This window comes from Yinghuangia aomiensis (assembly GCF_039542225.1).
Lineage (GTDB): Bacteria > Actinomycetota > Actinomycetes > Streptomycetales > Streptomycetaceae > Yinghuangia > Yinghuangia aomiensis.
The window spans coordinates 214,620-226,783 of the sequence record NZ_BAABHS010000013.1 but is presented as its reverse complement, the minus strand read 5'-3'; the positions used below and the strand labels follow the sequence as shown (position 1 = coordinate 226,783).

Annotated in this window: 10 protein-coding genes and 1 pseudogene; all 11 read right to left on the bottom strand. The window is 70.8% G+C overall.

What is annotated here, in order from left to right; genetic code table 11:
* Positions 1-146 precede the first annotated feature (146 nt).
* On the bottom strand, positions 147-845 hold the full coding sequence (locus tag ABEA93_RS19865) for a UDP-N-acetylglucosamine acyltransferase (protein ID WP_345676961.1): 699 nt from the start codon (positions 843-845) through the stop codon (positions 147-149).
* Positions 761-1,417, bottom strand: coding sequence for an acyltransferase (locus ABEA93_RS19860; RefSeq protein ID WP_345676960.1), 657 nt, complete (start codon positions 1,415-1,417; stop codon positions 761-763). The genes ABEA93_RS19865 and ABEA93_RS19860 overlap by 85 nt, the downstream gene beginning before the upstream one ends.
* The gene (locus ABEA93_RS19855) at positions 1,404-2,690 is read right to left on the bottom strand and encodes a glycosyltransferase family 4 protein (RefSeq protein WP_345676959.1); all 1,287 of its coding nucleotides are present in this window, start codon (positions 2,688-2,690) and stop codon (positions 1,404-1,406) included. Before ABEA93_RS19855 ends, ABEA93_RS19860 begins: the two co-directional genes overlap by 14 nt.
* 44 nt (positions 2,691-2,734) lie before the next feature.
* Positions 2,735-3,664 (bottom strand): NAD-dependent epimerase/dehydratase family protein, encoded by a 930-nt coding sequence (locus tag ABEA93_RS19850; protein WP_345676958.1) that lies wholly within the window; start codon positions 3,662-3,664, stop codon positions 2,735-2,737.
* A gap of 74 nt (positions 3,665-3,738) precedes the next feature.
* Positions 3,739-4,878: a DegT/DnrJ/EryC1/StrS family aminotransferase gene (locus ABEA93_RS19845; RefSeq protein ID WP_425585008.1), complete on the bottom strand. Its 1,140-nt coding sequence runs from the start codon at positions 4,876-4,878 to the stop codon at positions 3,739-3,741.
* Between the two features lie 247 nt (positions 4,879-5,125).
* Positions 5,126-6,394: a rod shape-determining protein RodA gene (gene rodA, locus ABEA93_RS19840; RefSeq protein WP_345676957.1), complete on the bottom strand. Its 1,269-nt coding sequence runs from the start codon at positions 6,392-6,394 to the stop codon at positions 5,126-5,128.
* Positions 6,391-8,640 (bottom strand): penicillin-binding protein 2, encoded by a 2,250-nt coding sequence (gene mrdA, locus ABEA93_RS19835; protein WP_345676956.1) that lies wholly within the window; start codon positions 8,638-8,640, stop codon positions 6,391-6,393. Before mrdA ends, rodA begins: the two co-directional genes overlap by 4 nt.
* Positions 8,641-8,763: 123 nt before the next feature.
* Positions 8,764-9,276: pseudogene (gene mreD / locus ABEA93_RS19830) on the bottom strand (rod shape-determining protein MreD); the annotation flags it as partial.
* Between the two features lie 3 nt (positions 9,277-9,279).
* Positions 9,280-10,296 carry a rod shape-determining protein MreC gene (mreC, locus tag ABEA93_RS19825; RefSeq protein WP_345676955.1) on the bottom strand — a complete coding sequence of 339 codons (1,017 nt, stop codon included), beginning with the start codon at positions 10,294-10,296 and terminating at the stop codon, positions 9,280-9,282.
* Positions 10,297-10,407: 111 nt separating this feature from the next.
* Positions 10,408-11,427, bottom strand: coding sequence for a rod shape-determining protein (locus ABEA93_RS19820; protein ID WP_345677000.1), 1,020 nt, complete (start codon positions 11,425-11,427; stop codon positions 10,408-10,410).
* A 318-nt stretch (positions 11,428-11,745) separates the two neighbouring features.
* Positions 11,746-12,156 carry a nucleoside-diphosphate kinase gene (ndk, locus tag ABEA93_RS19815; RefSeq protein WP_345676954.1) on the bottom strand — a complete coding sequence of 137 codons (411 nt, stop codon included), beginning with the start codon at positions 12,154-12,156 and terminating at the stop codon, positions 11,746-11,748.
* Positions 12,157-12,164: the final 8 nt, after the last annotated feature.

Sequence of the window (12,164 nt, the reverse complement as noted above, 5' to 3'; positions counted from 1 at the left end):
GCCCGGTCGGCCGTGGCGGTCGGTTGGCCGCGGCCGGTCCTTCGCTGTCCGGCCCGGCCGTCGGATGGCCGGGCACCGGAAACGCGGGTGAGGCGGGATACCCGCTCCCTACCGGGTGCCACGGCAGCGCGCTGGCACGCGCGAAGTCACTCGGCCGGAGTACGCCCGCGTTCCCACGCGGCGAGCAGCGCGGCGATCTCGCCGGGCAGGCCGTCCGGGACCGGCGCGTGCCCCTTCACGTATTCGGCCATCGCCTCGGCGGCGGGTCCGGCGACGCCGCAGCGCCCGAGGCCGACCTCGTTCACGCCGACCTCGCGCGCCGGGTTGCCCACCGCGATGCTGAACGGCGCCACCTCGCGGCGGACCGACGCCCCCATGCCCACCATGGCACCCGGCCCGATGCGGCTGTGCTGGTGGACCACGGCTCCCATGCCGATGTTGGCGTGCGCGCCGACCTCGGTGTGCCCGCCGAGCTGGGCGGAGCAGGACAGCGTCACGCCGTTGTCGAGGAGGACGTCGTGGCCGACGTGGCTGCGCACCAGCAGGTAGCACTCGTCGTCGATGCGGGTGGCCCGCTTGGTGCCCTGGTGCACGGTCACGAACTCGCGCAGCCGGTTCCCGTCGCCGATCTCCACGCCCTCGCCGGCCAGTTCCCCGTCCCAGGCGGCCGGGTGCGGGCCGCCGCGCCATTCCGCCGGGGCGCCGATGGAGACGTGCGGCCCGATCCAGTTCCCGTCGCCGATCCGGCACGGGCCGAGGATCACGCTGTAGGGCCCGACGAGGTTCCCGTCGCCGAGGACGACGCCGTCGCCGACGACAGCGGTGGGGTGGATGCGGTTGGCCACGGTGATTCCTGACTCTGGGTGGGGTGCGCGCCCGCACGGACCCGGCGCACCTCGGCCTGGATGTGCTCGTCGTCGATGCGCTGGATCACCCGTGCGGGGTTGCCGCCGACGATGCAGCGGTCCGGGACGTCCTTGGCCACCACGGACAGCGGCGACACGGTGGCGAAGTCGCCGATGACGACGCCCGGCATGATGACGCTGTTGCCGCCGATGAAGCAGCCCTTGCCGATCCGGATCGGCTTGCGTTCGATGAGGTCGGACCCGGAGTGGTTCTGCAGGGTCATGTTGGCCAGCCAGCTGGAGTGCGTGAACACGAGCACGTTGAGGCCGATGCTGGTGTGCGCGCCGATGCTGAGCCCGCCGCTCGCGTCCAGCACGGCGCCCTCGCCGATCCAGCAGTGCTCGCCGATTTCCAGGCGCTCCGGATTCACGATCTTGGCGCGCTCGCGGATGCGGGTGGTCGGCGGCAGGCCGAGCAGGGCGGCGCGCTCGCTGTCGTTCATGTACTGGCCGACGAGGTCGGTCAGGATCGCCGGGCGCAGCCGGTTGCTGCGGTCGTCATCGTGAAACATCGGCGGGCTCCTCGCGGGCCGGGTCCTCGCGGGCGGGGTCGTCGCTCGGCGCGGCGAGCGAGGGGGCGCCGGAACGGCCGCCCGCGGAGGGCTGCCCGCCGGTCATCCGCGCGAACACCTCCAGGTGCTGCTCGGTGACCCGGTCGAGGGTGAAATGCTCGTGGACCAGGGCCTGCTGGCGGGCGGCGATGGCGGCGCGCTCCGCGGGGTCGTCGAGCAGCCGGATCAGCGCGGCGGCGAGTTCGTCGGAGTCGCGGTGCGACACCAGGACGGCGTTCTCCCAGTTGACCAGGTCGATGCCCGGGAAGTTCGTCGCGCTGACGGCGACGACGGTGGCCCGGCCGGCGGCCATGGCCTCCAGGCTGGCGGTGCCGCAGCCGCCGCCGGACAGGTCGTGCACTTCGATGTCGGCGGCGGCGAAGTAGGCGGGCACGTCGTCCTTGGGGACCGCGCCGACGCAGATCACCGCGTCCTCGATGCCGAGTTCGCGGGCACGTTCGAGGAACGCGTCGTAGTAGACGGTGCCGACCACGACGAGCTTGGTGTCCGGGTACTTGGCGAGGACCGCGGGCAGCGCGTCCATCAGGAGCTTGCGGTCGCGGAGCGGGATGACGTGCCCGACGGAGACGATCAGCGGCCGGTCGCCCAAGCCGAGTTCGGCGCGGATGTCGCGGCTCGGCGGCGCTTCGAAGCGGGCCGGGTCGACGGCGACCGGGATGTACTCGTAGTGGTGGTCGCCGGAGTCGTAGCGGGCGGTGCAGTACGTTGCGGCGTGCTCGTCCATGATCACGTAGCGCGGGTCGTAGCGGCGCAGCATGCGGCGCAGGAACACCCGGTCGATGGCGCGGAACGCGTTGGCGTAGAAGGCGCGGGGGCTTTCCAGCCGGGTGTGGATGGACAGCAGCACCGGGACGTTCCGCTTGCGCGCGTACTGGCCGGTGAGCCAGCTCAGGTCGAGGAACTGGCCGTGCTGGTGGATGACGTCCGGCTTGAACCGGTCGAGCAGCCGGAAGACCCGGCGCAGGTTGCGGGGCCCGCTGGTGAAGGTGATGTCGAAGTCGATCGACAGGCCCATCTTGGGCATCACGAACGCCGGGAGGCGGTGGATGTCCACGCCGTCGACGACTTCGTGGGCGGGGGCTCCGCGGTAGGCGGCGGTCAGCACCATGACCTGGTGTCCGCGCTTGGCGTACTCCTGGGCGAGGGCCGCGGAGAGGTGCGAACTGCCGCCCACCCGGGGCGGAAAGAAGTTGTTGACGACGGCGATACGCATGGTCTGGCGGATGCTCTCGGGGGTCGGTGCGGTCGGACGGCGGGTCAGGCGGACGCGCGCACCAGGTCGGCCATGCCCTTCTCGACCGGCACGGTCGGCTCCCAGCCGAGGACCTCGCGCGCCCGGGTGATGTCCGCGGCGCGCCGCGAGACGAGCACGTCGCGCGGGTTGAACTGCGGCTCCATCGAGGCGCCGACGGCGGCGATGAGGATCTTCGCGAGCTGCGCGATGGAGGTGTCGACGCCGGTGCCGACGTTGACCGGCAGGTTGTCGCGCTCCGATTCGAGGGCCGCGACGACCGCCCGCGCGATGTCGGTGACGTGGACGAAGTCCATCGACTGGTCGCCGCGGCCGTCGATGACGGGGGGCTCGCCGGAGCGGATGCGGCGCAGGAAGGTGTTGATCACGGACGTGTAGTAGGCCTCGGTCTTCTGGCCGGGGCCGTACACGTTGAAGAACCGCAGGGCCATCCAGGACAGGCCCTTGGTGCGCTGGTAGAAGCCGAGGAGGTCCTCGCCCATGCGCTTGCTGATGCAGTACGGCGTCAGCGGCTGCAGGACGTCGTCCTCGTGCATCGGGAGCTTCTGCGGGTCGCCGTAGACCGACGCGGAGGACGCGAAGACGAGGCGCTTGACGCCGTGGTCGGCGGCCGCGGCGAACACGTTGTGGTTGCCGATGACGTTGATGTCGACCGACTCGTACGGGTCGGCGATGCTCTTGTTGATCGACACGGTGGCGAAGTGGATCGCGTGCGTGCAGCCGCGCATCGCGTGCTGCACGGCGCCGCCGTAGCGGACGTCCCCCTCGACCAGGTCGACCTGGCCGGTGGCGCAGAACTCGTCGACGCGGTCCCGGTCGCCGCGCAGCATGCTGTCGAAGATCCGTACCCGATAGCCGCGTTCCAGCAGGATCGGGATGGTGTGGCTCGCGATGAAGCCGGCGCCGCCGGAGAAGAAGACGGTGGGGACGGACACGCTGGGCTCCTCGGTGCCTGCGGGGCGGGTTGCGGGGACGGAGCCGGGCCGCCGGCCCGGCACGAAGGGGGGTGCTAGCGGGCGTTCTCCACGGCCTTGCGCAGCGCGATCGCGACCCGCTCCGCCTCGGCGTCGGTCAGCTCGCTGTGCATCGGGATCGCGAGGTGCCGGGCGAACAGGTCGGCGGAGACCGGGCACGGCGCGGTGGTGCCGTAGACGGGCTGCACGTGCGAGGCGTAGGTGCCGAAGTTGCAGCCGATCTCCTGCTCGCGCAGGTGCGCGGCGACCTTGCCGCGGTCGACGTCCGGGGCGAGCGTGACGATGTACGACTGCCAGCTGGTGGTGCGGTCGTCCGGCTCGACGGGTGCGGCGAGGCCGTCGGCGTCGGCCAGCAGGGCCGCGTACGTGTCCGCGACCGCGCGGCGCCGCCCGACGAGTTCCGGCAGGCGGGAGAGCTGCACGCGCATGATCGCGGCGGCCACGTCGGACAGCTTGTAGTTGTAGCCCGCCTGGTCGAACACCGGGATGGGAAGCTCGGTGCGGCCCTGCCGGGACCAGGCGCTCTCCAGGCCGAACGCGGCCAGCTTGCGGACCTTGGCGGCCAGGTCGGCGTCGTCGGTGACGACCGCGCCGCCTTCGCCGCAGGTGATGCCCTTGCGGCCGTGGAAGCTGAACGCGGCGACCGGCGCGAGCGATCCCGCGGGACGGCCGCGGTACGTCGCGCCCGCGGCGCAGGCGGCGTCCTCGACGAGGAACAGGCCGTGCCGCTCGGCCAGCGCGCCGAGGGCCTCGTAGTCCGCGGGCATGCCCGCGGCGTCCACCGCGATGATCCCGACGGTGCGCGGCCCGATCAGCGCGGCGACGGCCTCCGGGTCCACCGTGGCGGTGTCCGGCAGCACGTCGGCGAACACCGGCGTGGCGCCGGTGTAGAGCACCGCGTGGCCGGTCGCCGGGAAGGTGTAGTCGGCGACGATCACCTCGTCGCCTTGGCCGACGCCGTAGCCGAGCAGGGCCAGGTGCAGGCCCGCGGTGCAGTTGGCGACCGCGACGGCGTGCCCGACTCCGCAGGCCTCGGCGAACTCCTCTTCGAAGGCACGGCACGCGGGCCCCGCCCCGGCGACCCAGCCCGAGCGGAACACTTCCTCCACCGCGGCGAGTTCGGCGGCGCCGAGACTCGGTCGGCCGAGCGGGACCGCTCCGGACATCCCCGACATGGCCTCTCCTGCTTCTGCTGCTCGTGTGCGGGGAAGGCGGACATCCCCGACTCCGTGTCCTTAACCTCCGGCCGGACCCGGTGGTTACTCACTCGAAGGGGCGAAAACCGCCCAACTCACGGGGCGCACGGCCGCACGCCCGCGCACAGCGGGAGCATGACGGGAGCAGACGGGAGCAGATGAGAGCAGAAACGCCGGAGCCGAACCGCGTGACCACGCGGTTCGGCTCCGGGAAGCGGGAGGGGTCTTATTTGAACTTGCCGAGCGACGCCGCGCCGCGCATATGCACCGATTGCAGCAGTCCGACCGCGATCCAGATCGCGAACATCGACGAACCGCCGTAGGAGATGAACGGGAGCGGAAGGCCGGCGACCGGCATGATGCCGATGTTCATGCCGATGTTCTCGAACATCTGGAAGCCCAGCCACGCCACGACGCCCGACGCGATGACCGTGCCGAACAGGTCGTCGGCGTTCACGGCGATCCGGATGCCGCGCCACAGCAGTAGGCCGAACAGGCACAGGATCACCGCGCAGCCGACCAGTCCGAGTTCCTCGCCGGCCACCGAGAAGATGAAGTCGGTCTGCTGCTCGGGCACGAACTGGCCCTGCGTCTGCGGCCCCTGGAACAGCCCCTTGCCGAGCAGTCCGCCGGAGCCCAGCGCGAGCTTGGCCTGGGCGACGTTGTAGCCGACGCCGGCCGGGTCGAGGGTCGGATCGGTGAACGCCTTGAACCGGTCGATCTGGTACGGGCTCAGTATCCCGAGCTTCCACACCGCCGCGGCGCCCACGCCGCCGATGACCATGAGCCCCGCGATCCACCGGGCCGGTGCCCCGGACGCGAGCAGCACGCCGAGGACGATCACCCCGATCACCATGCCCGAACCCATGTCGGGCATGAGCATGATGACGGCGATCGGCAGCAGGCCGACCACGAGCGACCAGAACACCGCGCGGTTGCCGGGGCGTTCCACGTCGCCGGTGTCGACCCGCTCGGCCAGGATCATCCCCATGCCGAGGATGACCCCTATCTTCGCCAGCTCGGCGGGTTGCAGCGAGAACCCGGCGGGCAGCAGGATCCACGCGCGCTGGCCGTTGATGGTGGCGCCGAGCGGGCTGAGCGCGGCGAACAGGCCGAGCATGGCGAGGATGCCGATGAACGGCACCGCGGCGCGCATCCGGCGGTGCCCCACCACCGAGACGGCCACGAACAGCGCCAGGCCGATGGCCAGGTTGAGCAGGTCCTTCTTGAGGAAGGCCTGCGGGTCGCCGCCGGTCAGGTTGTGCCGCGGCCGGGTGGCCGACCACACCAGCAGGCAGCCGATGACGGACAGCGCGAGCGAGGTGGCGAACACCACCCAGTCGAGGCGGCGCACCGGGGCGTCGCGTTCGAACGCGCGGGCCGTGAACGACCGGCGGCTCTCCGCGAAGGCGGGCGAGAGCTTCTGCAGGGACGGCGGCCCGCCGAGGCCGAACGCCTTGGGCTTGGACTGCCGCATCTTCACCCCCAGGTTCACACGAACCGCCCTCCCCGGTACGGCACCCGGTCCGGCGGCAGTGCGCCGGGTACGCCGAGTGCCACGGCAGGCCGGTCGCCGCTGCCTCCGCCGGGCTGGGCGGGTGCGTCGTAGGTGAACGACGCCACCGGCACGACCGTGCCGTCCGCCTGGATCTTCGGCAGATCGCCGGGCGGCGCCGACATGAGCGCCTTGCTCGGGTCGATCTGGCCCTTGTCGTCGACGCCGTACAGCGCGTTGTAGATCTTGCGGACGCTGGGGCCCGAGGTGCCGGAGCCGGTGCCGCCCTGGCTGACCATCATCACGATCGCGTACTGCGGCGCGCCCTTGGGGCCGCCGAAGGTCGCGAACCACGACGTGGACTGCTTGTTCTGCACCGACCCGGTACCGGTCTTGGCTCCTATCGGGAGCTTGTCCATCGGCCATCCGGAGAACACGCCCGCCGCGGTGCCGTTCGTGGCCACGCCCTGGAGCGCGTTCTGCAGGTAGGACATCGTGGCCTGGGAGACCGGGATCTTGCCCGCGACCTCCGGCTCGATCTCCCGGACGACCTTGCCGTCGGGGCTGACCACGGCCTTGCCGATGGTCGGCTTGTAGAGCGTGCCGCCGTTGGCGATCGCCGCGTAGATGCGGGCCATCTGGATCGGCGTCACCAGGGTCTCGCCCTGGCCGATCGAGAAGTTGACCGCGTCACCGGCGCGGAACTGCCAGCCGTCCAGGCAGTTCTCGTGGTTGACGAGGCGCTGCTGGGCGCTCAGCTTGGGGTCCTCGGACTCCTTGCACCAGGTGTCCTTGTTCTTCTCCCACTCGGCGCGGCGCACGCTCTGGTCGACGATGCGGCCGGGCACCTCGCCGGGGATGTCGATCCCGGTCGCGGTGCCGAGACCGTAGGCGCGGGCCATGTCGACCATCGGGTGGTGGGTGCCCTTGAGGCCGCCCGCCTTGAGCCACATGTCGTAGGACAGGCCGTAGAACACACTGTTGCAGGACACTTCGAGCGCACGGGCGAGCGAGATGTCGCCGTATCCCGCGCCTTCGAGGTTGTTGAAGGTGATGCCGCCGACCGTGATACCGCCCGGGCACGGGTAGTTCGCCTTGGTCGAGTAGCCGTTCTCGGCGGCCGCCGAGGTGGAGACGACCTTGAAGATCGAGCCCGGCGCGAACTGACCCTGTATGGCGCGCGGCAGCAGCGGCTGGCCGGAGTTCGGGCCGGTGAGGGCCTGGTAGTCGGCCTGCGCGATGCCGCCGACCCACACGTTCGGGTCGTACGTCGGCGCGCTCGCCATCGCCACGATCCGGCCGGTCTTGACGTCCATGACGACGACCGCGCCGGAGTCGCCCGCGAAGTTGCGGTGCGTGTTGCCCGCGTCGAACGTGCTGCGGGCCCGCAGCAGGGCCTCGTTGAGCTGCTGTTCGGCGACCGCCTGGACGCGCGCGTCGATCGACGTCACCAGGTGGTTGCCGGGCGTCGCCGGAGTCTCCGAGACGGTGCCGATGACATTGCCCAGGTTGTCGACGGCGAGCTTGGTGACGCCGGTCTTGCCGCGCAGGTCGGTGTCGTAGGTCCGTTCGAGGCCGGTGCGGCCGACCTGGTCGGAACGCTGGAGGTCGTCCTTGCCGGCCTGCTTCTGCTTGGTGAGCTCGTCGTCGGTGACCGGCGACAGGTAGCCGAGCGTGGCGGCGGCGTTGGCGCTCTCCGGGCCCGGGTAGGCGCGGATCGCGGTGGGTTCGGCGGTGACGCCGGGGAACTCCTCGCGGTGCTCCGCGATGGCCAGCGCCTGCTCGGTGGTGGCGTTCTTGGTCACCGGGATCGGCTGGTACGGCGAGCCGTTCCAGCACGGCTGCGGCACGTTCTTCTCGCACAGCCGGACCTTCAGCTTGAGGTCCTCGGCCTTCATGTTGAGCACGCCGGCCAGCTTGGTGAGCACGGCGCTGCCCTTGTCGGGCATCGACGACAGGTCCGTCCGGTTGACCGTCACCACCAGCGCCGCCTTGTTGGCGACCAGCGGGCGGCCCTTGTCGTCGAGGATCTGGCCGCGCACCGCGGGGGTGACGACGTTGCGGACGTTGTTGGTGGTGGCCGCCTTGGTGAACTCGTCGCCTTGGCGGATCTGGAGGTACCACAGCCGGCCGAACAGCGTGACGATCAGGGACAGGACGAGGACCTGCAGGATGATCAGACGCGCCCGGACGCCGTGCGCGCCGTCACCGCGCGAACGCCCCGCGTTCGACAGGCTGGGCATCATCGGCGTATCACTCCCGGGGATCTCAAGGCGGTGTCGGAGCGGAGTCCGAGCAGGGTGCGAGCGGGTCGTCGGAGCGGGTCGCAGACGGCTCGGCGGCTGCGGCCCGGCCGGTCAGATCGGCATCAGCGGCTGGGGGTCGATACGGCGCGCCCCGGTCATCACCAGGGGCACCACGAACGGGGCGAGGAGCGCGTCGTAGACCACCGCGGTGGTCATCAGCCGGCCGAGGCCGACGTTGCGCGCGGCGGTGTCGCCGACCAGCGCGCCGACGCCCGCGTACAGCACGGTGGTCAGCGCGGCGAGGACGACGACGACGAGGATCGTGGTGACCACGGACTGCCGGGGCTGGCGGCCGCGCTGCGCGAACAGGCCGGCGACGTACCCGGCGAGGCACAGCACGAACGCGTAGCGCCCGGCGGCGTGGTCGGCGGGCGGCGCGAGGTCGGCGCACAGCCCGGCGGCGAACCCGACCACGCAGCCCGCGGTCGGGCCCCACGTCATCGCCATTCCGATGACGACGAGCATCAGCAGGTCCGGCACCGCGCCGGGCAGGCCGAGGCGGGCGAGGACGGAGACCTGGACGACCAGGCCCACGACGATGAGGACGGCGGCGTACAGCGCGCGGGCGGCTCCCACCGGTCAGTCCCTTCCGCTCGGGGTCGGATTCTTCGCCGGAGGGCGGCCGTTCGCCGACGTCTTGGAGTTCCCGGTGCCGGTCGGCGTCGTGCTCGGCTGTGCGGCCGGGCTCGCGGGAGCGGACGCCGGCGCCGCCGGGTTGGCGGGCGGCTGCTGGGCGGGCGCGGCGGGCAGCACCGCGTCGCGCGGGTCGGAGCGCGGCGGTTCGACGACCACCCCGACCGTGTCCAGGCTGGTGAAGTGCACGTACGGCTTGACCTCGACGGTCTTGGTCAGCGCCCCGGGCGTGGCACGGATCTCGGTGACCTCGCCGACCGGCACGCCGGGCGCGAAGGACTTGGGACCCTGCGATCCGAACGTCACCAGCCGGTCCCCCGGCTTGATCTGCGCCTGCCCGTTGAGGAGTTGGAGCTTCATCGGCCGGTCGCCCTGGCCGGTGGTGATCCCTATTTCCATCGACCCGGCCATGCGCGACCCGACCGAGAAGCCCGGGTCGGTGGCGAGCAGCACGGTGGCGGTCATCGGGCCGACCGAGGTGACCCGGCCGACCAGGCCGTCGCCGTTGATGACGGTCATGTCCTGCTTGATTCCGTCGCCGGTGCCGGCGTCGATGGTGACCGTCCAGGAGAAGCCCTGCGCGGGTCCCACCGCGACCACGCGGGCGGGCTTGACCTTGTACTGGCCGGCGGACGCGACGTGCAGCAGCTTGTCGAGTTCGGCAACCCGGGCCTTGTCGAGCTGGACGTTCTCCAACTCCTGCCGGAGCTTGGCGTTTTCGTCTTTGAGCTTCTTCTTCTCGTCCTCGTGGCTGCCCGCGTCGCGCACCGCGTCGATGGCCCGGCCTACCGGGTCGACCGCGGCGGAAGTGCCGCGCTCGGCAGGCCCGAACACCGCGGACGCCCAGTCGCGCGCGGTCGACAGCGGCGAATTCCGGCCGCCGCGGATGTCCACGGTGATCAAGGCGAAGGAGATCGCGAGCAACAGCACAAGGACCATGCGGCTGCGGCGGGAATCCCTCACGATGCGGCCCGCCCCTTTCCTGGCAGTTCCTGGCAGAGCTTGGCAGAGCTTGGCGGCGTCGGCGGTCCGGACACGCCCGGGACGTTTCGGCCGTCCCGGGGATTGCGTCCGCTACCGGCGCGGCTGTGCGTCCAGTACCTGCTGGAGCGCTTCGTATTCCTCGACGCACTTGCCCGCGCCCATGGCCACCGAGTCCAGCGGGTTGTCCGCGATGTGGATCGGCATGCCGGTTTCGGCGCGCAGGCGTTCGTCGAGTCCGCGCAGCAGCGCGCCGCCGCCGGTGAGGACGATGCCGCGGTCCATGACGTCGCCGGACAGCTCCGGCGGGCACTTGTCGAGTGTCGTCTTGACCGCGTCGATGATGGTGTTGACCGGTTCCTCGATGGCCTTGCGGACCTCGGCCGTCGAGATGACGATCGTCTTCGGCAGGCCGGAGACCAGGTCGCGCCCGCGGATCTCGCTGTGCGCGTCGTCGCCCAGGTCGTACGCCGACCCGATCGACATCTTGATCTCCTCGGCGCTGCGCTCGCCGAGCAGGAGCGAGTACTCCTTCTTCACGAAGTTGATGATCGCCATGTCGAGTTCGTCGCCCGCGACGCGGATCGACTGCGCCGTCACGATACCGCCGAGCGAGATGACCGCCACCTCGGTCGTGCCGCCGCCGATGTCCACGACCATGTTGCCGGTCGCTTCGTGCACCGGCAGTCCGGAGCCGATCGCGGCGGCCATCGGCTCTTCGACGATGTGCACGCTGCGTGCGCCGGCCTGGCTGGACGCCTCGACCACCGCGCGGCGTTCGACGCCGGTGATGCCGCTCGGCACGCAGATGACGACGCGCGGGCGGGCGAGGTAGCGGCGCCGGTGCACCTTGAGGATGAAGTACCGCAGCATCCGCTCGGTGATCTCGAAGTCGGCGATGACGCCGTCCTTGAGCGGCCGGATCGCGACGATGTTGCCGGGGGTCCGGCCGATCATCTTCTTGGCCTCGGCGCCGACCGCGAGGATGCCGCCGGTCGACGTGTTCTTGGCGACGACCGACGGCTCGTTCAGGACGATGCCGCGCCCTCTGACGTACACCAGCGTGTTGGCCGTGCCGAGGTCGACTGCCATGTCACGACCGATGAACGACAAATTGTTCGCCATGTAGGAACCAGGGCCTTCCGGTGCCTTGAAGCCATTGCTGGCCAGTTTTCAGCCATGGGGGAGTGAGTCGGCCCACAGTGGGGGGCTGGACCGGACTCAATCGTAGGCGTGCCGCGCCGAGCGGAACACCTGGCAACCACGATGACCCGATCATCAGACGGAAGGTCGTCTGCCACGCACGGCAATGGGATCTTTTTTACTTTTTCGCCGCTATTGTCCCCCGGAAGGCCGCGCGAAAGCCGCACACGGCACGCGGGGAAACCGACGAAAAACCCGCAAAGCCCCGCAAGGGACAGTGACGGACCGTCAGGCGAGGTGCGGGAAGAAGTTCTTGATCTCACGCTCGGCGGACTCGGGCGAATCGGACCCGTGCACGATGTTCTGCTGGGTCACCGTGGCCAGATCGCCGCGGATGGTGCCCGGCGCCGCCTTGACCGGGTCGGTCGCGCCGGCCAGCGTGCGGAACGCCTCGATGACGCGGTCGCCTTCGACGATCATCGCGACCGACGGCGCGGACGTCATGAACTCCACGAGGCTCGGGTAGAACGGCTTGCCCTCGTGCTCCGCATAGTGCCGCTCGATCGTCTCGCGGTCCATCACCCGCAGATCGAGCGCGGCCAGCGTGTAGCCCTTGCGTTCGATTCGGCCGATGACCTCGCCGATGAGGCCGCGGCGGACACCGTCCGGCTTGACGAGGACAAGCGTGCGCTCGGACAAAGGGGTAC

Bases quoted from the DNA above. Each gene is read 5' to 3' on its own strand.
- ABEA93_RS19860 (WP_345676960.1), bottom strand. From the start codon at position 1,417: ATGTTTCACGATGACGACCGCAGCAACCGGCTGCGCCCGGCGATCCTG.
- ABEA93_RS19855 (WP_345676959.1), bottom strand. From the start codon at position 2,690: ATGCGTATCGCCGTCGTCAACAACTTCTTTCCGCCCCGGGTGGGCGGC.
- ABEA93_RS19845 (WP_425585008.1), bottom strand. From the start codon at position 4,878: ATGTCGGGGATGTCCGGAGCGGTCCCGCTCGGCCGACCGAGTCTCGGC.
- mrdA (WP_345676956.1), bottom strand. From the start codon at position 8,640: ATGATGCCCAGCCTGTCGAACGCGGGGCGTTCGCGCGGTGACGGCGCG.